The 21,281-nt window shown below is 65.8% G+C and carries 18 protein-coding genes and 1 pseudogene; 3 read left to right on the top strand and 16 right to left on the bottom strand.

Features of this window, described 5'->3' with window-relative positions; all coding sequences use genetic code 11:
- Window position 1 precedes the first annotated feature (1 nt).
- The 5 genes from ACVWWN_RS20635 to ACVWWN_RS20615 form a co-directional block, all read right to left on the bottom strand.
- Entirely contained in the window at window positions 2-151 is a 150-nt protein-coding gene (locus tag ACVWWN_RS20635) for a hypothetical protein (protein WP_457145504.1), read from the bottom strand.
- On the bottom strand, window positions 148-1,059 hold the full coding sequence (locus ACVWWN_RS20630) for a hypothetical protein (protein ID WP_457145503.1): 912 nt from the start codon (window positions 1,057-1,059) through the stop codon (window positions 148-150). The genes ACVWWN_RS20635 and ACVWWN_RS20630 overlap by 4 nt, the downstream gene beginning before the upstream one ends.
- Window positions 1,056-1,259, bottom strand: a complete 204-nt coding sequence (locus tag ACVWWN_RS20625) for a hypothetical protein (protein WP_457145502.1) — start codon at window positions 1,257-1,259, stop codon at window positions 1,056-1,058. Before ACVWWN_RS20625 ends, ACVWWN_RS20630 begins: the two co-directional genes overlap by 4 nt.
- Window positions 1,260-1,452: 193 nt before the next feature.
- The gene (locus ACVWWN_RS20620) at window positions 1,453-2,400 is read right to left on the bottom strand and encodes a hypothetical protein (RefSeq protein ID WP_457145501.1); all 948 of its coding nucleotides are present in this window, start codon (window positions 2,398-2,400) and stop codon (window positions 1,453-1,455) included.
- Window positions 2,401-2,622: 222 nt separating this feature from the next.
- Entirely contained in the window at window positions 2,623-3,954 is a 1,332-nt protein-coding gene (locus ACVWWN_RS20615; RefSeq protein WP_457145500.1) for a recombinase family protein, read from the bottom strand.
- 14 nt (window positions 3,955-3,968) lie between these two features.
- Between ACVWWN_RS20615 and ACVWWN_RS20610 the strand changes: the two are divergent.
- Window positions 3,969-4,235, top strand: a pseudogene (locus tag ACVWWN_RS20610) (alpha/beta hydrolase); the annotation flags it as partial.
- A 20-nt stretch (window positions 4,236-4,255) separates the two neighbouring features.
- Window positions 4,256-5,122 carry an alpha/beta fold hydrolase gene (locus ACVWWN_RS20605; protein ID WP_457145499.1) on the top strand — a complete coding sequence of 289 codons (867 nt, stop codon included), beginning with the start codon at window positions 4,256-4,258 and terminating at the stop codon, window positions 5,120-5,122.
- 11 nt (window positions 5,123-5,133) lie between these two features.
- Here ACVWWN_RS20605 and ACVWWN_RS20600 read toward each other — a convergent pair whose 3' ends face one another.
- The 6 genes from ACVWWN_RS20600 to ACVWWN_RS20575 are packed head-to-tail and all read right to left on the bottom strand — an operon-like array spanning window position 5,134 to window position 15,171.
- Complete coding sequence (locus ACVWWN_RS20600) at window positions 5,134-6,984, bottom strand: putative nucleotidyltransferase substrate binding domain-containing protein (RefSeq protein ID WP_457145498.1); 1,851 nt, start codon at window positions 6,982-6,984, stop codon at window positions 5,134-5,136.
- Window positions 6,959-8,494: a GMC family oxidoreductase gene (locus ACVWWN_RS20595; protein ID WP_457145497.1), complete on the bottom strand. Its 1,536-nt coding sequence runs from the start codon at window positions 8,492-8,494 to the stop codon at window positions 6,959-6,961. The genes ACVWWN_RS20600 and ACVWWN_RS20595 overlap by 26 nt, the downstream gene beginning before the upstream one ends.
- 1 nt (window position 8,495) lies before the next feature.
- Window positions 8,496-10,043: an APC family permease gene (locus ACVWWN_RS20590; RefSeq protein ID WP_457145496.1), complete on the bottom strand. Its 1,548-nt coding sequence runs from the start codon at window positions 10,041-10,043 to the stop codon at window positions 8,496-8,498.
- Between the two features lie 13 nt (window positions 10,044-10,056).
- A complete protein-coding gene (locus ACVWWN_RS20585) occupies window positions 10,057-11,547 on the bottom strand; it encodes an aldehyde dehydrogenase family protein (RefSeq protein ID WP_457145495.1) in 1,491 nt (496 codons plus the stop codon).
- Entirely contained in the window at window positions 11,544-12,716 is a 1,173-nt protein-coding gene (locus tag ACVWWN_RS20580) for an aromatic ring-hydroxylating oxygenase subunit alpha (protein WP_457145494.1), read from the bottom strand. Before ACVWWN_RS20580 ends, ACVWWN_RS20585 begins: the two co-directional genes overlap by 4 nt.
- Window positions 12,717-12,720: 4 nt before the next feature.
- A complete protein-coding gene (locus ACVWWN_RS20575) occupies window positions 12,721-15,171 on the bottom strand; it encodes a GcvT family protein (protein ID WP_457145493.1) in 2,451 nt (816 codons plus the stop codon).
- 250 nt (window positions 15,172-15,421) lie between these two features.
- Between ACVWWN_RS20575 and ACVWWN_RS20570 the strand changes: the two genes are divergently transcribed.
- Window positions 15,422-16,258 carry a glycoside hydrolase family 16 protein gene (locus ACVWWN_RS20570; RefSeq protein ID WP_457145492.1) on the top strand — a complete coding sequence of 279 codons (837 nt, stop codon included), beginning with the start codon at window positions 15,422-15,424 and terminating at the stop codon, window positions 16,256-16,258.
- A gap of 12 nt (window positions 16,259-16,270) precedes the next feature.
- Here the strand turns inward: ACVWWN_RS20570 and ACVWWN_RS20565 are convergent, their stop codons facing one another.
- The 5 genes from ACVWWN_RS20565 to dop form a co-directional block, all read right to left on the bottom strand.
- A complete protein-coding gene (locus tag ACVWWN_RS20565; RefSeq protein ID WP_457145491.1) occupies window positions 16,271-17,794 on the bottom strand; it encodes a glycosyltransferase family 39 protein in 1,524 nt (507 codons plus the stop codon).
- Between the two features lie 19 nt (window positions 17,795-17,813).
- Window positions 17,814-18,554, bottom strand: coding sequence for a proteasome subunit alpha (gene prcA, locus ACVWWN_RS20560; protein WP_457145490.1), 741 nt, complete (start codon window positions 18,552-18,554; stop codon window positions 17,814-17,816).
- A complete protein-coding gene (prcB, locus tag ACVWWN_RS20555) occupies window positions 18,551-19,447 on the bottom strand; it encodes a proteasome subunit beta (protein WP_457145489.1) in 897 nt (298 codons plus the stop codon). Before prcB ends, prcA begins: the two co-directional genes overlap by 4 nt.
- Complete coding sequence (locus ACVWWN_RS20550; RefSeq protein ID WP_457145488.1) at window positions 19,444-19,638, bottom strand: ubiquitin-like protein Pup; 195 nt, start codon at window positions 19,636-19,638, stop codon at window positions 19,444-19,446. Before ACVWWN_RS20550 ends, prcB begins: the two co-directional genes overlap by 4 nt.
- A gap of 117 nt (window positions 19,639-19,755) precedes the next feature.
- Window positions 19,756-21,252 carry a pup deamidase/depupylase gene (dop, locus tag ACVWWN_RS20545; protein WP_457145487.1) on the bottom strand — a complete coding sequence of 499 codons (1,497 nt, stop codon included), beginning with the start codon at window positions 21,250-21,252 and terminating at the stop codon, window positions 19,756-19,758.
- Window positions 21,253-21,281 lie beyond the last annotated feature (29 nt).

The raw sequence follows: 21,281 nt of genomic DNA, 5'->3' as shown, positions 1-21,281 counted from the left end.
GTCATGAGGCCAACTCCTCGACGTGGGCGTAGCGGCAGAACATCGACCGCAACATGAGGGCTTGATCGACGCTGAGCGGCGGTGCCTCGGCCGCGAGTTGTGCAGCGCGGGCTATCATTTCGGCCCGGATCTGGGCGTCGACAGTGGTCATCGGGTAGACCACATCTCGATGAAGTCATGGATGTTGTCGAGGTATTCACGAATCGCGTTGACCTGCGGGAACGGCATGTGCTGGAACACGTCATCGAGGCGGACGGCCTGGCACTCCACGACGACCGCAGCAAGGGTCTCCGCGATGTGGTCAAGGACGGAACCTGGATCGATGGCGTCGATCTCGCTGTTCAACTTGGTCAGGGCTGTGATGGCGTGGATCGGCCAGGGCAGGATCGCGCAGCCTACCTGCTCTCGGCTGTCGGCGAACCGGTCATCGGCCAGGACCTTCTCCACGCGCTTTGTGATCTTGTCGACTCCCATCCCGACGAGATAAGCCTCGTCCTTCAACGGCTTGCGGCGCGGCGGCTTTCGCTCCGGTTGCGGGTACTTCTTGCCGTCGAGTCCATCAATCACCACAGCCGGTTGCGGCTCAGCTTCACGGGCTCGGCTCAATGCCTCGGCCACACGTTCGGTTTGGCCGGGGGTCTGATCGGTGATGCCGCCGGGTGGTGGTTCGGCCTCAATCAATGCCTCGGTCAGCGCATCTTCGTCAACCTCGACGTCGACAGGTCCGTCAGGTGGAACATTTGTTACACCTGCATCGAGTGACCGGCGTGCTTCTGTGTGACTGATTCCAGTCGCCGCTGCGATGGCTCGCAGGCTCAAACCTGATTCCCGCAGCGAGGCAACTACTTCCGCGCGTTCCTCGCGCGGCAGCCGCAACCGACTAGTGTCGAACTCACGGGTGCAGTATGAATCCCACGAGCTATAACCCAAGGCTGACCATGCCCGTTCGATGTACGCCTGCGTGATCAGCTCCCACACGGCCTCGACGTCGGCGTTGATGCGGTCGGTCAACCGGCGGGCCTCATTGGCGTCGATCGCAACGACGACTGTCGCGGTCATGATGCGCCCATCAACATTCCGAGGATGCGCTGGCGCACCTCATCGGTCAGGGGTGGTGCTGCGGCCAGGGCGCGTTGGACCGCGGTCATGAGCCGCTCGTCGTCCAGGGCCTCTTTGGCGCTCAGGGTTTTCGGGTGGTCCTCGCCGTAGTGGCGCTTCAAAATGCCGAAGCGGGACCGGGCGCTGGCTAGGGAACTCATGGTGGAAGTCCTAAGGGGTGCAGCCTGTGGCAACCCTGATCTTCGATCACGCGGGACACCCGATTGCGGATGCCGATCTCTAGGTTCACTAATGGGCTTGCGCCCGTTGCCTACTCAATAGGATAGTACAGAGAAACGGGGTGTGTGTCTGAAACACCTTGGTCTGCAACATTATACAAAATCTAGGTCAAAGCTATGCGCATTGCCACGATCCAAAACTCATATGCAGGCCGATCTCATCCCAGTTGTCCAGAATCTGCTTCAGCCGGGTTAGCTTGCGGTCCTTCGGCCGGGTTCCGCGGCCGGTCGGCGAGAACACGTTGACGGGGTCAAAGGGCAAGACGCCCTCGCACTCATCAAAGACCCAAGAGAGAGCGTCCACAACGTCCTCAAGACGCGGTCCTTCACTCTCGCCAAAGGATGACAAGGCGCTCTGGTACCAGGAGTCAAAACGCTTGTCGGAAACCCGGTCAAGCAAGGGTTTGCCAAGAGCTTGGCGGTCACTGTTGGCCCTCGCCAAGACGAGGGACTCAAAGTGAGAGGCCAACCAGCACGCCTCACGATGAACAGCGAAAAAACTCACGTCACCCCAACCACCACTGGACTTCCTTCTGGGCATAGGGGTATCGCAGACAACACGATCCCATGCCCACATCCTGGCTGCGGCCGCAGGCCGCCTTGCCTTTGTCGTGATGGTGGCACCGCGGCCGCAGGCCGCTTCGCGCGGGGAGCGAGCCGAGCCGCGCAGCGGCTCGGTGAAGCGGACCGCAAGCTCCTGGCCCAGTACCACTCCTACGGAGTGGTAGTGATTATCTCTATGTTTCTTACTAGAAGAAACACCATCTGTTAGTACAGAAGTAGTAGTAGGAGAAGTAGTACTTATATCTACTTCGTTAGGCCAAAAACGAGCCGCGGGCAAAAGCCGGTATCGGTTCGCTCGGCGGCTGCTGTTGATGAACCGGGCCGAGACCTCGATCAGACCCTGGCCGACGGCCCACTGGAGGTCCCGTTTCAGAGTCCGCACGGGGATGCCGGTCGTGTCCGATATCTGCTGATGCTTCTCGACGAAACTACGGCCGGTACATCTCAACTGCAGGTATTCGACCAACACGACACGCCGGGCGTCAGTGCGGGCCGTCATTTGTTGGACTCGTGTACAATAATCATCGACTTCCTTGGCTGGTGGTCACCGCGGCCCCGGGGGTACTGGTCCCCCCGGGGTCGCACCTTTTCTGGGGTATGTTCCAGCGTGAGTCCTAGCACGCGCGTTGTCAATTTCGCCGCGCCCCAACCCCGTTGTGTTGCAACGGATTACGCGTTCAGATCTGGTCCAGAGTCCGTACAGAATGCCTGATCAGTGCTATTACTTCGGTTGCCCCAGCACAGAGCGGACCTGTAGGCGTTGGCCGGTCTTTCTGCTCACGATCACTACGTTGTCGCGGTCGAAATTGCGAGACCGGCTAGCGGGCTTGCGGATGGTAATGGACAAGTGGTGGTCGAGAAACCGGCGCTGTCGGTCGATCGGAAGCGAGTCGAATGTGGCCAGCGCATTGTGTCCGGTCCACACCTCGGAGATGCGCTGGTCTATCAGCTGCTGTTCTGCTGCTGCGATCTTGGCCGCCAACCTGTCCCGCTTCTTGGAGTAGGCCCGGGCGTCGACGACATCATCCGCGTAGTCTGCCTCGTTCTGCCGCTCAGAGGCCCGCAGAGCGTCCAAGTCGCTGGCATCGGCACCCACGCTGATCCGTTCGGGTCTGATCGACTCAGGGTCTCTGAGGAGGTAGTAGCGCACAGCATTCAATACCTCGTACTCCACCGGCTCGCGGACGATCGAAAGGCACTTGCGAGGGCATAGGTACCGGCGAGACTGCCCTGCCATGCGGCCGCCACAGAGGGCGCATGTCGCGCACCCTGACAACAGGTACTTCCTCGCCGTCCCCGTCTGCATGCGTCGATCCGGGCTGGCAAGGATGGTCTGGGTCAGCTTCCATTCCGCCTCGGACACGGCCGGTTCCCAGTCGCCGGGCCCGACGGTCTCTTTTCGGCCATAGGGCATCAGGCCGCCGTACCGGGGGTTCGTCAATCGGGTTCGCACCGTGTTGTTGGAGACATCCAGCCATCGGGCCAGCGACGCGATCGATTCACCGGCGAGGAATCGCTTGTACATCTCCGTTGCACGGGGCAGGGCGTCCGTGGCGGCACCGTCCGTGTCGTACCCCCAGAGGGCCACTCCCTTCGGTGCCTTGCCCTGCTGTCGGCGCTGCGCGTTGGCCGCCCGCTGGCGCTTGGCCTTCAGCTCGCTTTCGCTCCGTGCGACAGCCGCCTTCATGCGGGCGAACAGGCGGCCGTTTTCCGTCGACAGATCGACGTTGCCGTCGACCGTAACCAGCGTGAAGCTGCGAGATTCTGCAAGGTCGATCAAGTCTTCGAGCTGGCGGGGCTGTCTGGTGAGCCGGTCCAGGTCCCAGACGACCAGGGCACCGAACTTCTTCGCCGCGAGGTCGGCCATCATTCGCTCGTAATCGGGGCGCCTGGCCGTCTTGGAGAACGCGGAGATGCTGTTGTCGGTGTAGACGGCACTGACGGTCCACCCACGGGCGTCGGCGATGGCACGGCAGGCCTGCTCCTGGCGCTGCACGCCTAGCCTCTCGCCGGTCTCATCGAGGGATATGCGCAGATACAGGGCTGCCTTCATATGTGGTATATTACCACCGCAACCCGGATGTGCTGCGCTTCGCCATGACGGCGCCCGGCGACTTCATCCAGGCCGTGCAGGGCATTCCCGTCGGTCCGCACGGCGCCGACCCCGACCACATGCCGGGCGTGATCCATTTGGCGACAGGACATTACGACGATGGCCGGCCGATGACGGGTTGGCAGGCCCACAGTGATGTGGTCAATTGGCCGTCGGATGCGTGGCGCAACGTCCTGGCGGTGATCACCGGTGATTCCGAAACCCTGCACCAAGCCGGCTGAAAAGTCGCCAGAATGGGCGGATGTGGTCGCGCAGCGCCCCGGTGGACGGATTCCGGCTGGCCTATGACCGGTTCGGCACCAGGGGCGCGCCGCCCGTCCTACTGCTGCACGGATGGCCGGGCAATCGCCACGACTACCGCGCGGTGCTGCCGTTGCTCGGGGGCGCCGCCGACGTCATCGTGCCCGACCTGCGCGGCTTCGGCGCCTCCGACAAGCACGCGGTGGCGGTGCGCCACTTCTACAGCGCGACGGCGCAAGCCGCCAGCATCGTGGGCCTGATCAAGGAACTGGGCCTCTCCGGCGTCGTGCTCGCGGGCTACGACGTCGGCAGCCGCGTCGCGCAGAGCGTGGCACGGATGCATCCCGAGCTGGTCCAGGCGTTGGTGCTCTCTCCGCCGCTGCCCGGCGCCGGTGACCGCGTCCTCACCGCGCACGCGCAGAGCGAATTCTGGTACCAGTCGTTTCACCAGCTACCGCTCGCCGGTCAGTTGATCGACGGCAACCCCGATGCGGTCCGCGAGTACCTCCGGCACTTCTGGAACCATTGGTCGGGCCCGAACTTCACCGTCTCCGAAGACGACTTGGACCGCGTGGTACCGGATTACGCGCTGCCAGGGGCCTTCATCTCATCCATCGCCTGGTACCGCGCCGGCGCCGGGATGATCGCCCAGTCGCTGATCGAGCTTCCACCCGACCGCGCGATCAAGATCCACGTGCCCACGGAGGTGCTGTGGCCGCGCCATGATCCGCTGTTCCCACCGGAATGGGCCGATCGGGTCGAGCACTACTTCACCGATGTCGAGGTGCATTTCGCCGATGCCGGTCATTTCACACCCCTGGAATGTCCGGACCAATTCGGCGAACTCATCCTCATCCGGGCCCGCTGAGCGCCACGACACTAGCCCGACGGGATGCCTATGGTGCCGACTCGCCGCCGGACCGCCGCGATCTCTCTGATGCCGTCGCCGAGCAGACTGCGGTTCAGTGGTGAGAGCTCCGACATGGTGATCACGTCACCGGGTGTGCGGCCCGCGGATATCTGCTCGACCTGATGGACCATCCGCAACCGCTGCAGCATCACGAAGACATCGCACAGCGTGTTGGCGTCGCGCTGGCTGATCGCTCCGGCATGAGCCGCGGCCGCCAGGCGCGCGGGCGTCGTCGCCGAGGTGACGTCGGCGCTGAGACCACCCCACCGGGCCAGGTTGACAATCGGTGTCACGGCGTGGCTCTTGAGGTCGAATGTTCCACCCCGGCGCGACAACACATCACGCAACGACCGGATCCGGACCTTCCCGGACAGCGCATCGAGCAGCTGGAGCCGCAACGCGTTCGCATGCTCGTCGCGCATCCGTCGATAGGCTGCGGGAACCGTGTGCAACACGGGATCGCCCCACACCACCCGGCCGTCGATCAGCAGCGAAGAGTAGATCAGACCGCGGTCACGCAGCGGGTCGGCCAACCAGCCCTCCGCGGCGGCGAACCAATCCGACTGCGAGCGAGAGAAATTGACGTTCGAAGCGAGCGCCCCGTTGCTGTCCGACGGCAGTCCGCAGCCGTCGAGGATTTGATGGACGCGCACGGCGACGGCCCGTAGTTCGTGGCTCGCCGGGGCCAGCCGGTCCCGCCACGACAGCGCGCTGTCCACATCCGACGACGGCATCGCCTCGCGTCGCGCCACGCTGCCGAGGGTGAGCCAGGCGAACCCGTCCGGACCTTCGGAGGGTGTTCGATCCGCCTCTGCCAGGGCGAGTTCCAGCGCCTTACGCACCAGGCTGTCGATGACCACGGACAGGATCGCACTGGTCGCCGAGGCCTTGGTGCCGTTGCGGAACAGCTCGCCCGCCACGCCGGTCACCCGGCGGCCGACGGCCTGCAGCGCATCGGCGTCGGCGGCCAGACCGATCGAGCGCCGCAGCATGAAGCTCTGACGTGCCGACGCGGCCAGCAGGTCGGCGTCCTCCAGCACTCCGACGACCTCCCCGCGCGATGTCAGCACCGGCATGTGCCGCATGCCGCTCTCGAGCATCTCCATCAGCACGGTATCCGCAGTCAGATCCGTGGTGACGGTGCGGGCGGGTGCGCTCATCACCTGCTCGACCGGTACGTCGACGGGAATGTCGGCCGCCACCACGCGGGTCCGCAGGTCCCGGTCGGTGAAGATGCCCAGACCGCCATCGGGCAGGCGGATGAGCGCATAGGACACGTGACGCTTGGTCATCTCGACCACCGCGTCGCGTACCGAGGTGTCGGGCCCGACCAGCAGCACGTCGCCGTGCACCAGTTCGGCCACCGGTCGGCTGTCGGTGGCGGGCGCGACCGTGGGCCGGTCGGGGGTGCCGAGATTCCAGGCCGACGACGCGAGAAAGGCCAATCCCGCCGGCTTGGCGAACTGCGCGCGCACCAGCGCGCCCGGCAGCCGGATCAGCTTGGTCTGCACGGTCGTGTGAGCCTCGAATTCCATGCCACCGCCGGTCAGCAGTGGCATGTAGCCGAAGATGCCACCGGGGCCGACGGTATCGATGGTGGTGGCGTCGCCGGTGTTGCGCAGCACGACCTGTCCCGTGTGAACCATCCACACCTCGTCGGGCACCCGAGTCGCGTAGTCGGCAACCAGGGACCCGGCGGGAAACTCAACGACAACCGACCCGGCCGCCAGATCGCCGAGTTCCTCATCGGCCATCGCCTGGAACGGCGTGTGTTCACCCAGGAAGGTCTTGAGTTCAGGCCTTTCGGATGAGGTCGGCACACTTCTCAGCCATCGTCATCACCGTGATGTTCGGGTTCACGGCGGGTAGCTTCGGCATCGCGGAGGCGTCCACCACCCGCAGCCGCGACACGCCCTTGACCCGCATTTCCGGGTCGAGCACCGCCATCGGGTCGGTGACGGCGCCCATCCGGGCCGTCGCGGCCGGGTGGTAGACGGTGTTGTGGCACTTGTGGATGTAGTCCAGCAGTTCGTCATCGGTGGTCGCGTCGGGTCCCGGCGCGAGCTCCCGGGCCACCCATCCGGCCAGCGGCGCCTGCTCGGCGATCCTGCGGGCCAGCCGGACTCCGGTGAGCATGATGCGCTCGTCGTAGCCCTCCGGATCGGTGAAGTAGCGCGGGTCGACCCGCGCCCGGTCCCTGAAGTCACGGGTCCGCAGCCGCACCGTGCCGCGCGACCGTCCCTGAGTCACGTTGGGAGTCAGGCAGAACCCGTTGTCGGTGGTCGGATAACCGCGCCGCAGCGTGTTCATGTCGAACGGCACGCTGCCGTAGTGCATCATCAGATCCGGCTGGGGGCAGCCCTCGTCGACGGTGGTGAACAGCCCGATCTCCCACCACTGGGTCGAGCTCGTCACCATCGGCCTCGACGCTTCCCAGAACACCAGCCCCTCGACATGGTCGTCGAGATTGGCGCCCACCCCGGGTGAATCGACGCGAACGTCGACGCCGATCTCCCGTAGGTGCTCGGCGGGGCCGATACCGGAGAGCATCAACAACTTCGGGGTGTCGATGGCGCCCGCCGTGACGATGACCTCCCGCCGAGCCGACACCTCGTCGTAGCCGGTCAGGTCCGGCCGCTGATACCGCACCCCGGTCGCTGCCAGCGACTCGTCGAACAGGATCTCGGCCACCCAGCAGTCGGTGCGCACCTCGAGATTCTTGCGAGTGTCCAGAATCGGATGCAGGTATGCGTGTGAACTCGAGTTGCGGAGGCCGTGGTCGTCCGCGTTGATCTGGAACCAGCCGGCACCGCTGCGCACCGTCTCCCCGCGGTTGAACGCGACGGTCGGAATTCCGACCCGCGCGGCGGCTTCGAGCACCGCGACTCCGCACGGGTCCTTCGGTGGTACGTCGCGCAGACCAACCGTTCCGGTCAACCGCCGGACCAGCGGAAGCACCTCGGCGGCACTCCAGCCCTTGGCGCCCATGGTAACCCACTCGTCCAGGCATTCGGCCGGCGGCCAGAATGCGATGCACGAGTTGTGCGACGAACATCCGCCGAGCACCCTGGCCCGGGCATGGCGCATGAACGAGTTGCCGCGCTCCTGCGGTTCGACGGGATAGTCCCAGTCGTAACCGGAATCGAGCAGGTGCATCCATTCCGAGAGCACCAGGATCTTGTCGTCACCGACATCGGACGGGCCGGCCTCGACCAGACACACCGTCACGTCCGGGTCCTCGGACAACCGCGCGGCCAGCGCGCAGCCCGCCGTCCCACCGCCGGCGATCACATAGTCGAACGTTCCCGATTGCTGTGCAGCAGAGGTCATCTCACTCCTGCTCCGCGACGCCCGGCTGCGCCTCGGCCTTGGTCGCCGCGGCGTGGGACTCCAGGGTGCCGATGTGGTGGCGGCCCTTGACGAAGTACCACAGCAGGCCCGAACCGAGGATCACGCCGATGTAGACGAAGGCGCCCCACGTGTTGTACCAGGGCTCGCCGTAGACAGCCGCCCGCGGCCACGCCAGGTTCAGCGCCATCAGCGCGCCCCACGCCACCGCGAAGATGTTGACCGGCAGTCCCCAGCGGCCCATCGTGAAGTAGCCGCCCTCCTTGAGATCCTTGGGCGGCCACTGGCCCTGCAGCCGCTTCTTCAGCATCGGCCCGGTCACCATCAGGTACGCGAGGTAGATCATGATGATCGCGATCGACGTCAGGACGGTGAAGATCTTGGGCTGACCGATGTTGATCACCAGGATGATCGCCGAGATCAGGCCGATGACGATGGCGGGGATGATCGGCGTCTGGGTCTTCGGATTCACCCGGGCCAGCTTCTCCCCGAACGGAAGCGCGTTGTCGCGCGCCATCGCGAACGACAGCCGGATCGCCGCCGTGTGCACCGCCAGCGTGCACACGGTGACTGCGACGACGATGCAGACCAGGAAGATCTTGCCGAGCGGCCCCCACATCACCTGCTCGACGATGTACTGCAGGCCACCGCTGCTCTCACCGATCTTCGGGTCGTCGAGGTTCGGTGCCGACATCACCGCGAACACCAGGATGCCGCCACCGATGACGAAGGACGCCAGGATCGCCCGCGCGATCGCCTTGGGCGCGGTGCGCCGTGGCTCGACGGTCTCCTCGCCCAGCGAGCTGGCGGTGTCGAAGCCGTACATCACGTAGAGCGAGGCCAGCGACGCGACCAGGAACGCGCTCAGGTAGCCGGCGCTCTCGCCGGCACCGTAACCCTGGGTGGAGAAGAAGATGTCCGGGCCGCGCTTGATGTTGAACGCCAGGATGATCACGATGAGCACGGCGGCGATCAGCTCGATGAACACACCCGTGCTGTTGATCAACGCCATCAGGCGCACACCGAGCGCGTTGATCACCGTGGTGAAAGCGATCAGCACGGTGCCGAGAATGACGGCGTTGGTGGCGAAGTCGTATTCTCCGGAGCCGTCGCCGATGATCTGGAACCCGCTCCACAGCCGCGGCAGGTTGAGCTGGTAGGCCAGCACCACCGCCGAGATCGTCACGATCGACGCGGTCAGCATCAGCCAACCCGACGACCACCCGACCAGCCGGCTGCCCAGCATCTTCGACCAGTTGTAGACGGAACCAGCCACCGGATACTTGGCGGCCAGTTCCATGAAGCACAGGGCGACCGCCATCTGCCCGACGAACACCATCGGCCACGACCACAGGTAAGCCGGACCTCCGGTGCCGAAACCAAAGTAGAACAGCTGGAACGTACCGGTCAGGATCGAGATGTAGCTGACGCCGGCCGCGAAGCTGGCGAACTTGCCGATGCTGCGGTCCAGCGACTCCTTGTACCCGAACTCCTCCATGCCGCTGTCGGCGTGCGGATCCTTGATCACCATGAGTGTGCCCTCTCTAGCCCTTGAACCAGCCGGCGGCTTGTGGTGCGGTGTTGTGCCAGATGTGTTTGATTTCTTGGTATTCCGCAAGCCCGGTTGGTCCGAGTTCGCGTCCGTTGCCGGACTTTCCGAATCCGCCCCACTCCGCCGCCGCGGTGTAGTAGCCGAAATCGTTGAGCCACACCGTGCCGTGCCGCAGTGCCCGCACCACACGTTCGCCCCGCGCCGGATCGGATGTCCGAACACCAGCCGCAAGACCGTATTCCGTGTCGTTGCCGAGGGTGATCGCCTCGGCCTCGGTGGTGAACCGCTCCACCGTCAGGATCGGTCCGAACGTCTCCTCGGACACGATTCGCATCGACCGGTCGCACCGGTCGAAGATCGTGGGCAGATAGAAGCTGCCCTCGGCCAGCGCAGGATCGCTGGGCCGGCCGCCACCGGTGACAAGCTTCGCACCTTCAGAAATCCCCTGCTGGACATGAGCTTCCACCTTGGCACGGTGTTGCTCGGACACCAACGGCCCGGTTTCGCTGGCCGGGTCCATGCCGTTGCCGACGCGGATCTTCTCGGCGCGTGCCGCCAGTTCGGCAACGAAGTCATCGGCGATCGACTCTTCGATGATCAGCCGGGTGCCCGCCGAGCAGACCTGCCCCGAATGCAGGAACACACCGGTCAGCACGTGGTCGACGGCGTTGTGCCAGTCATCGCCCTTCGTGATGTCGGCGAACACGATGTGCGGGTTCTTGCCGCCGAGTTCGACGGCGACCTTGGTGACGTGGTCCGCGGCGACCTTGGCGATCGTGCGCCCAGTCGCCAACCCGCCGGTGAACGAGATGAAGTCGACGTCGGGATTGTCGGTGAGTGCGCTGCCCAGCACCGCGCCACTGCCCTGCACCAGGTTCACCACCGAGCCGGGTACGCCCGCCTCCTCGAGCAGGTGGGTGAAGGCGATGGTGGTCAGCGGCGTCACTTCGCTGGGCTTGGCCACCATGGTGCAGCCGGCGGCCAGGGCGGGTGCGATCTTCCACGACATCTGCAGCAGCGGATAGTTCCACGGCGCGATCAACACGCAGACGCCGATCGGTTCGCGGACCACCCGGCTGATCACCGCGGCGTCGCCGACGTCGACGAGGCGGTCGGACTCGATGCCTGCCAGTTTCGCGTAATAACGGAACACGGATGTGACGTCGTCGATGTCGATCCGGCTCTCCGGCAGGGTCTTGCCGGTGTCCCTGGTCTCCAGTTCGGCGAGCGACTCTTTGTCCCGCTGGAGCAGATCGGCGATCCGGTCGAGCAGTGCGGCGCGCTCGGTGGCCGCGGTGGCGCGCCAGACCCCGTCATCGAATGCCCTGCGCGCCGCCGCGACCGCGCCGCGCGCGTCGTCCGGCGTTGCCTCGTCGACCACCGCGGCGACAGTGCCGTCCGCCGGGTTGATGATTTCGCGGGTGCCGCCGTCGGATGCGTGACGCCACTGTCCGCCGATCCAGAGATCGGGTTCCCCGTTCATAACCGCTCACCTCGCTGTATGCCGAGACGGGACACTACCCACGAATGGAACTCCGCGATGTGGTGTTCGGCAGGAACGAGTACTCCGCCTTTTCGGTAGGCCCGCGACGCCATCGCGGGCTGAGTTCGCTCGCAGGCCTCGAAATCCTGAAGATTGACCCGGTGAAACAGCTCCGCCGAGTGCGACACGTCGCGACCGGACGCCACCACATCGGGCGCGTAGAGCCAGTCGCACTCGACGACGGTGCGATCGGCGGCCACCGGATACATCCGGTGAAAGATGATGTGGTCCGGGACAAGGTTGATGAACACCGTCGGCCGGACGGTGATCGCGTAGTAGCGACGATCCTGTTCCGCCGTGATGCCGGGCAGGTCTTCGAAACCCGCAGCGCCGTTGACGGTGAATCCGGCTATGTCGGAGCCGAATTCGGCGCCGTGTCCGACGTAATACTGCGCGGCCAGGCCACTGGAGAATTCGGGTAGGACCTCGACCAGCTCGGGATGGATCGTCGCGCAGTGATAGCACTCCATGAAGTTCTCGACGATCAGCTTCCAGTTCGCCGCGACGTCATAGACCACCCGGCGCCCCACCTGCAGGCCGTCGATGCCGTATCGGTCGACGGCCGATGCGTCGCCGAGTCGTCGGGTGACGTCACCGACCACGTCGTCGAAGAAGGACGGCGGTTCATCGGCCAGGCACACCCACGCATAGCCGAGCCATTCGGTCAGCGCGACCGGCACCAACCCGTACTGGTAGCGGTCGATGCCGACCCCGTTCTCATCGGTCAGGGTGGCGATGTTGGGTGCGGCTACGAGTTTGCCGTCCAGCGCATAGGTCCAGGCGTGGTACGGGCACCGCAGATTGCGGCGTACCTGCCCTTCCGGCTCGGTGCACAGCTGGGCGCCGCGGTGCCTGCACACGTTGAGGAAGGCCCGCAGGATATCGTCACGGCCGCGCACCACGAGCACGCTCTCGCGACCGACCTGAACCCTGCGGAACTGCCCAGGCTTGGCCATGTCGGCCGAGCGGGCCGCGCAGAACCACATGTTCTCGAAGATCTGGCTCTGCTCGTCGGCGAAAACCGATTCGCTGGTGTAGTACTCACCCGCCAACGTCGAAAGCAGGTTCGAGGGCTGTCGTGTGGATGATGCGGTGACGTCGTATCCCATTGTCTTACCTCTTGATCCGCGTCATCTCGGGATCGACGACAGGCTCCGCGTGCACCCGGGCGCCGTGCCGGGTCCCGAGGTAGTCGACCGTGACGCCATCTCCGACGGAGACCTCGGCGGGCAGCCACGCGTAAGCGATCGTGCGGCCGATGGTCGGCGAGTAGCCGGCACTGGTGAGGTAACCGATGCACTCGCCGTCCCCGACGCCGGAGTACACCGGCTCCTTGCCGAGTGCAACCGCCGCCTGATCATCGAAGACGATGCTGCGCAACATCATCGACGGCGGCGCCGCGTTCTGCAATGCCGCCTTGCCGATGAAGTCCTCCTTGGTCATCCTTACGGCGAAGTCCACCCCCGCCGCGGCGGGTTGGTGTTCGGCCGTCATATCCGTGCCCCACAGCCGATAGCCCTTCTCGATGCGCAGGCTGTTGAATGCGATCCGGCCCGCGGCGATCACCCCGTGTGGCGCCCCTGCCTCGGCCAGCAGATCCCACAGCGCCGCGCCGTACTCGGCACTTGCATAGATCTCCCAACCGAGTTCGCCGACGTAGGACACCCGCAGCATGGTGACCGGGATCGCGCCCAGATGGGTCTGCAGCGCGCGGAAGTACTTGAAGGCCTCGTGGGAGAGGTCGTCGGGACACAGCGGCGCCACCATCTCCCGGGCCAGCGGTCCCCATACGCCGATACAGCAGGTTGCGCCGGTGATGTCGCGCACCGTGACATCCACCGGGAGGTGCCTGTGCAACCAGTCGAAGTCCATCGGCCCGTTGACGGCGACCTGGAAGGTGTGGTCGGAAAGGCGCGCGACGGTGATATCGCTTCGTATTCCGCCTGTTTCGTCGAGCAGCATCGTGTAGGTGACCGATCCGACGGTCTTGTCGACGTTGTTGGACGTCATCCGCTGCAGGAACCCGGCCGCACCGGCACCCGACACTTCGTAACGGGTCAGCGGTGTCATGTCGTACATCGCCACCCGCGCCCGCGTCCAGTGTGCCTCGGCGATCGAGATCGGCGACCAGAATTTCGACGACCAGTCGTCGCGGTCGGGGAAGGTCAGGCCGCCCGCGGCGAGACGTTGCGTCAGTTCGGCGTTCGCCTCGTACCAGGCGGGTCGCTCCCAGCCGCCCCCCTCGTAGAAGAACGCGCCGAGTTGCTGTTGCCGCGCGTAGAACGGGCTGGTGCGCAGGCCGCGCAGCGCGGTTCGGAACTGGTACGGGTGAATGATGTCGTAGACCTCGACGAACGCCTGCGAGCTGGTCTGCATGATGAACTTCGGGCTACGCGCAACATCTTCGAAGCGGTACAGGTCGCACTCATGGGTATCGATCGACGGCGCCCCGTCGACGATCCATTCGGCGGTCGCCTTGGCCACCCCGGCCGAATGCGTCACCCACACCGCCTCGGCGACCCAGAACCCGCTCAGGTCCCGATGCTCCCCCATCACCGAGAAACCGTCCGGGGTGAACGAGAAGATGCCGTTGAAGGCCTCCTCGACCTTCGAATCACTCAGCGCCGGAAGCAGTTCGCGGGCCTGGGTCCACGCCGGTGCGAAATCCTCCTCCGTGAAGGGAAGCATCGACGGCATCGGCTCGCCGGCGGTGTCGGCCATCAGTGTGGACATGTCGACCGGCATGGGTCGGTGGCTGTAGGACCCGATGCCCAGGCGGTCGACGTGTTCGCGGAAGTACAGATCCTGATCCTGATGTCGCAGAATCGGCAGCCCGGCCTCGGCCTGGTCGGTATTGCGGCCGACCAGTGCGGTGATCTGTCCGGTCCGCGCGTACTGATGCGCCATCGGCACCAGAGGGACGACGAGGCCGACCTGCTTGGCCAACTCGGCACCCCAGAAGCCGGCCGCGCACACCACGACGTCGGCCTCGATGACGCCGTCGATGGTCTGCACACCGGTGACGCGACCGCACGACTCGACGATCCCCACCACCTCGGTGTGCGGCCGGAACCGTGCACCGCGGCCGATCGCGCGCCGGGCCTGAGACTCCGCGGCGCGTACCGCCTTCGCCAAACCGTCGGTCGGGGTGTGGAATCCACCGAGTACGCGGTCACGGTCGAGGAGCGGATGGAGCTCGACGCACTCCTCCGGTGTGAGCAGGCGACCGTCGATCCCCCACGCCGCCGCCCAGCCGGCCTTGCGGTGCAGGTCGGCCCACCGGGCCGGGGTGGTGGCCACCTCGAGGCCGCCGACGCTGTTGAACACCCACCCGTCGGGATGCTCCAGTGCACCGAACTTCTCCACGGTGTAGCGGGCGAACGCGCTCATCGTCTTGGACGGATTGGTCTGGAACACCAGGCCCGGCGCGTGCGAGCTCGACCCGCCGGTGGTGAACAGCGGCCCGCGATCGACCACGGTGACATCGGTGCACCCGCGAGCAGTCAACTCGTCGGCCAGGGACGCGCCGACGATGCCGGCGCCGATTACGACAACTCTCGCCATTCGCAGGACAGCTCCCGACTTTGTTGCGTATCACGCAACACGTTTCCGTAGTGCTTCATATCGTGCGCCTACGGTGTGTCACCGTCAACCGGAACGTGCGAAAAAGATCATTCTGGGAATCGGCTGTGAGCAGCGCGGTTGGGCTCCAGCAACGTCCGGCGGGCCCGAAAACCGACACCGACAGCGCGGCGCTGTGAAGAGAATCACGGACGATTCACGATTTGGGCTTTAGGGTATCGAGGTGCCCCAGATGGACCGCCGAAACATGATGATGATGACCGGGATGGGCTTGCTCGCGTCCGCGGTCCCGCTCCCGCAGGCCCGGGCCCGCCCATCCCTACGCGAAGCACCTCCGGTGCCCAGCAGTGAAACCGGGGCCTACATATTCCAGGACGAGTTCGACGGCCCGCAGGGTGCGGGCCCCGATCCGGCGAAGTGGACGGTGCAGAGCTGGCAGGACGACGTGTTCCCGCCCGTCGCGGGCATCTACCGCGACGATCGCCGAAACGTGTTCCTCGACGGCAACTCCAATCTCGTGCTGCTCGCCACCCGCGAACTCGACCAGTACTACGGCGCCAAACTGCGCGGCAACTGGCGGGGCATGATCAACACCACCTGGGAAGCGCGGATCAAGCTCGACTGCCTGACCACAGGGCTCTGGCCGGCGTACTGGGCGGTCAACGAGGACCCGCTGCCCGACGGCGAGGTCGACTTCTTCGAGTGGTACGGCAACGGCAGCTGGCCCGCGGGAACCACGGTCCACGCCGCATCCAACGGCAAGACATGGGAAGGGAAATCGATTCCCGAACTGGTCGACGGCGGGTGGCACACCTGGCGGATGCGGTGGGACGAGGAGGGTTTCAAATTCTGGCGGGACTACGTCGACGGTGCGAAACCGTACTTCAGCGTGCCGAACAAACCCATCCAGGTCTCCGGCAGACCCGACGACTGGCGGTGGCCGTTCAACAACCCCGGCTACTGGCTGTCTCCCATGTTCACGCTGGCCGTCGGCGGCGTCGGCGCAGGCGATCCTGCCTTGGGCACCTACCCGGCGGCCATGCTGATCGACTACATCCGCGTCTGGTAGCGGACCTGTGGGCTATCTCGTTGCCCTGATGACCTGAACCAGGTTGAACTGCCAGCGCTCCACGAGCCGGAAGCCCAGATCCCGCGGGACCGAGAAGGCGGGGGTGGCGCCGTACCGAGGTCCGGGCGGCATCAGCGGCTCCTGTTCGTGATCGGGCATCGCCTTGTCGGCTTCCGTGATGATCCACACGACGCGGCAGTCGCTCAGCGGACCGGCGCTGGCCTCCGGTATGAGGTTGGTGTCGAACACGTCGTTGCGGTCCGTCGCTCGTTGCCACAGGCTGAGATCGGTCAGTTTGCGGTAGGCATCGGGTCGCGCCGCCAGCAGGGGTCGCATGGGGGCGGGCATGAAAGCCACCGTGTCGTTCACGAGTAGGCAGTCACCCGGCGCGGCCTCCGCGGTGATCAGGTCGGCCACTTGGCTGTAGTCCATTCCGTACTTCGCGTACGGACCGCGTTGCACCAGAAGATAGTTCGGCACCGCCGCCAGCCCGAAAACCGTCACGACGGCGGCCGCCGCCCACGGCGTGACGGCCAACGCGCCGACGCAGACGCCCAGGACCAGTGCCATCGCCGGTGCGGTGAAGCACAGGTAGCGGGGCGTGTAGACGGGATTGACGAACGCCGACCACGCCAAAATCAGGGCGGTCGGTATCGCGAGCCATGCGACGGCCAGCGTCAACAGTTGCCGATCTCTGTGCGCCAGTCTTGCGGAGGTGCAGAGCCACCACACCACAGCCGTCGCCACCACCAGTGCCGACACGATCGTGAACGGCGGGCTCCTCTCGAAATACTGTTGAACCGCCACGTCTTCGAGCGTCCGGCGGCCGATCGGTGCGATCCAGACGATCTGATGGACCTGGCCGACGGCCGTCAGCACCAACGGCGTAACGGCACCACACGCCAGAACCGACGCGACGATGAACGACACCACGACCGGTCGGGTGCGGCGGTACAGGGCAATGAACACGATGTGCGCCAACAGCACCAGTACGAGATAGATGTCGAGCAGAATCGACATCGCCAGGGCGATCGCGTAGGCCAGCCAGATCCAGGCCGTGTTACGGCGCGCGGCGTGCACGAGCAGCACCGTCACCCAGACGGCGGCCATCATCGAAAAGGCATAGGGCCGTGCCTCGATGCCTGCCCACGTCGCCCGGGGCAGGATCGCACAGAGCAGGCCCGAACTCACTGCGACGGTGCGGGTGGAGAACTGCTTGCCGAGCACCACGACGCCGGCCGCGGCACCACCGACAGCCAGACCGCTCGGCGCGCGGGCCCAGAACTCGGTCGGCGGGAAGACGGTGAACCAGCCGTGCATGAGCAGGTAGTACAGGCCGTGCACGGCGTCGACATTGCCCAGCATCTGCCACAGCTGACCCAGAGTTCGGCTGTAGGAAGCCGAAATCGTCGCGGCCTCGTCGTACCAGTAGGACGGGCGTGCCGCTCCGATCAGGCTCACCGCGGCGGCCAGCAGCCCGACGAACAGCGAATCCCATACCGCCGGCGGCGCCGCCAACCGGTCCCTGGTGAACACGCCGGAGGGTCGGGTGCGGCTAGGCGCCGGACTTCTCGGAATCCGCCGGCTGCTCTTCGTCCGGGATCAGGGCCTCGAGCGCCGAACCGGTGATCCGCCGAAAGGCCCGCCGTGGCCGGTTCGCATCGAGAATCGCAACCTCCAGCGTGGCCGGCCCCAGGGTGCGCGCCTCCGACCCGCCGTTGGTGCCCGCTTTCAGCGCGTCGATCGCGATCTTGGCCGCCTCGGACAGGCCGGCATTCTCGGTATAGGACTCGTTGAGCGCCGTGGCGATCGGTTCGGTGGTGCCGCCCATCACCACGAAATGCGGCTCGTCGGCGATCGACCCGTCGTAGGTGATGCGGTACAGCTCAGGCGCTTTCGCCTCGCCGTAGTGCGCGACCTCGGCGACGCAGAGCTCGACCTCGTACGGTTTGGCCTGCTCGGTGAAGATGGTGCCGAGTGTCTGCGCGTAGACGTTGGCCAGCTGCCTGCCGGTGACGTCGCGGCGGTCGTAGGCGTAGCCGCGGGTGTCGGCGAACTGGATGCCGCCGCGGCGCAGGTTGTCGAACTCGTTGAACCGGCCGACCGCGGCGAAGCCGACCCGGTCGTAGAGTTCGCTGACCTTCTGTAGCGACCGCGACGGATTCTCGGCGACGAAGAGCACTCCGCCGGAGTAGGCCAGCGCCACCACGCTGCGGCCGCGAGCGATGCCCTTGCGTGCGAGCTCCGAACGCTCGCGCATCGCCTGTTCGGGCGAGATGAAGTACGGAAAGCTCACAGTTCGTCCCCTCGCTGCGCTTCAGCGTCGGGACCGAATGTATCGGAACGCGAACGGCTTTCGATCACTTCACGTGCCAGAGCGGCGATCCGCTCCACCGGCACGTCCTCGGCTCCGTCGGCACTGAGGACGACGGCGGTCGGATAGATGCCACGCACCAGGTCGGGTCCACCGGTCGCGGAATCGTCGTCGGCGGCGTCATAGAGCGCTTCCACCGCCACCCTGAGCGCCGAGTCCCCGTCCACCACTCGTGAATACAACTTCTTCATCGAGGACTTCGCGAAAATCGAGCCGGAGCCCACCGATTGGTAGCCCTCCTCCTCGAGGTTCCAACCACCGGCGGCGTCGAACGACACGATTCGGCCGGCCGCTTGCGGGTCGCGGTCGTCGACGTCGAAGCCGGCCAGCAGCGGCAGGGCGACGAAGCCCTGCAGGGCGGCGCCCAGATTGCCGCGCACCATGGTCGACAACCGATTGACCTTGCCACGGAAGGTGAGTGGCACACCCTCGGTCTTCTCGTAGTGCTCGAGCTCGACGGCATACAACCGGGCGAACTCGACCGCGATCGCCGCGGTGCCGGCGATCCCGGTCGCGGTGTAGTCGTCGGTGATGTACACCTTCTGCACATCGCGGCTGGCGATCATGTTGCCCTGGGTGGCGCGACGGTCCCCGGCCATCACGACGCCACCGGGATACTTCAGCGCGACGATCGTGGTGCCGTGCGGCAGCGCATCCCCCGGCACCCCGGCTCCGGCGGCCGACCTGTGGACCGGCAGGAGCTCGGGCGCCTGCCTGCGCAGCAGATCAGAGAACGACGAGAGGTCCACGCCGACGGCGGGGGGTCCGGATAACGGTGAGGGAAAGGCCAGCTGCTTGCGGTCCGGCCAGGTCACTGTCCACCCTTCTGGACGTACGCGCGAACGAAGTCTTCGGCGTTCTCCTCGAGGACGTCGTCGATCTCGTCCAAGAGGTCGTCGGTCTCCTCGGTCAGCTTCTCGCGACGCTCCTGCCCGGCGGCCGTGCTGCCGGTGAGGTCCTCGTCCTCCCCGCCACCACCGCCACGCTTGGTTTGTTCCTGAGCCATCGCTGCCTCCTGCGTAAGTGTTCGACGGGCTCACAGCCGCCCGTCGGTTACTCCACACTACCGGTCGGGGTCCGAATTGCCCGGGATGGGACTGTTCGGGGCGGCGGCCGGGAGGGATCAAGTCGTGAGCTGTTCGACCAGTTCGACGGCGCTGTTCACGGAGTCCAGCAGGGCTCCGACATGCGCCTTACTACCGCGCAGCGGCTCCAGGGTCGGAATCCGGACCAGCGAATCGCCGCCGAGGTCGAAGATCACCGAGTCCCAGCTCGCCGCGGCGATGTCCGCACCGAACCGGCGCAGGCATTCTCCGCGGAAATAGGCCCTGGTGTCCGTCGGCGGGTTGTCGACTGCGTCGAGCACCTGCTGCTCGGTGACCAGACGTTTCATCGATCCGCGGGCGACCAGCCTGTTGTACAGGCCCTTGTCGAGCCGGACGTCGGAGTACTGCAGATCGACCAGATGCAGCCGCGGCGCGTTCCAGCTCAGGTTCTCGCGGTGACGGAAACCCTCGAGCAGGCGCAACTTGGCCGGCCAGTCCAGCAGGTCGGCACATTCCATCGGGTCACGCTCGAGCAGGTCGAGTACGTTCGCCCAGGTCTGCACGACTTCCGCGGCGCGCGGATCGGGATCGCGACTGTCCACCAGCTTGGCCACCCGGTCGAGGTAGATGCGTTGCAGCGCAAGACCGGTCAACTCCCGGCCGTCCGCAAGCGCGACGGTCGCGCGCAGCGACGGGTCCCGGCTGATGACGTGGACGGCGTGCACGGGGCGGGCCAGCACGAGGTCCGACAGATCCATGCCCTCTTCGATGAGGTCCAGAACCAGCGACGTGGCGCCCAACTTCAGGTAGGTCGAGGTCTCCGCCAGGTTCGCGTCGCCGATGATGACGTGCAGCCGCCGATACTTGTCGGCATCGGCATGCGGTTCGTCACGGGTGTTGATGATGCCGCGTTTGAGCGTGGTCTCCAGACCGACCTCGACCTCGATGTAATCGGAGCGCTGAGAAAGCTGGAAGCCGGGCTCGTCGCCAGATGGGCCGACGCCGACCCGGCCGGAGCCGGTGATCACCTGACGGGACACCAGGAAGGGCGTCAACCCCTGGATCACGGCCGAGAACGGCGTCTGACGCGACATCAGGTAGTTCTCGTGAGACCCGTAGGAGGCCCCCTTGCCGTCCACATTGTTCTTGTAGAGCTGCAGCTTGGCGGCGCCGGGCACGCTCGCGACGTGGCGGGCGGCGGCTTCCATGACCCGCTCCCCCGCCTTGTCCCAGATCACCGCGTCCATGGGGTCGGTGCACTCCGGCGCGGAGTACTCGGGGTGGGCATGGTCGACGTAGAGCCGGGCGCCGTTGGTGAGGATCATGTTGGCGGCACCGACCTCGTCCGCATCCACCACCGGAGGTGGTCCGGCGGAGCGGCTGAGGTCAAATCCGCGCGCATCGCGCAGGGGCGACTCCACCTCGTAATCCCACCGGGTGCGCTTGGCGCGCTGAATCCCGGCGGCGGCCGCATAGGCCAGCACCGCCTGGGTGGACGTGAGGATCGGATTCGCGGTCGGATCGGACGGCGAAGAAATGCCGTATTCGACCTCGGTCCCGATAATCCGTTGCATGTCGCCCAGCCTAGGCGACGGACCGCAGT

Source organism: Mycobacterium sp. URHB0021, assembly GCF_054057895.1.
The sequence above is the reverse complement of the archived record's forward strand: the minus strand, read 5'-3'. Positions and strand labels throughout refer to the sequence as shown.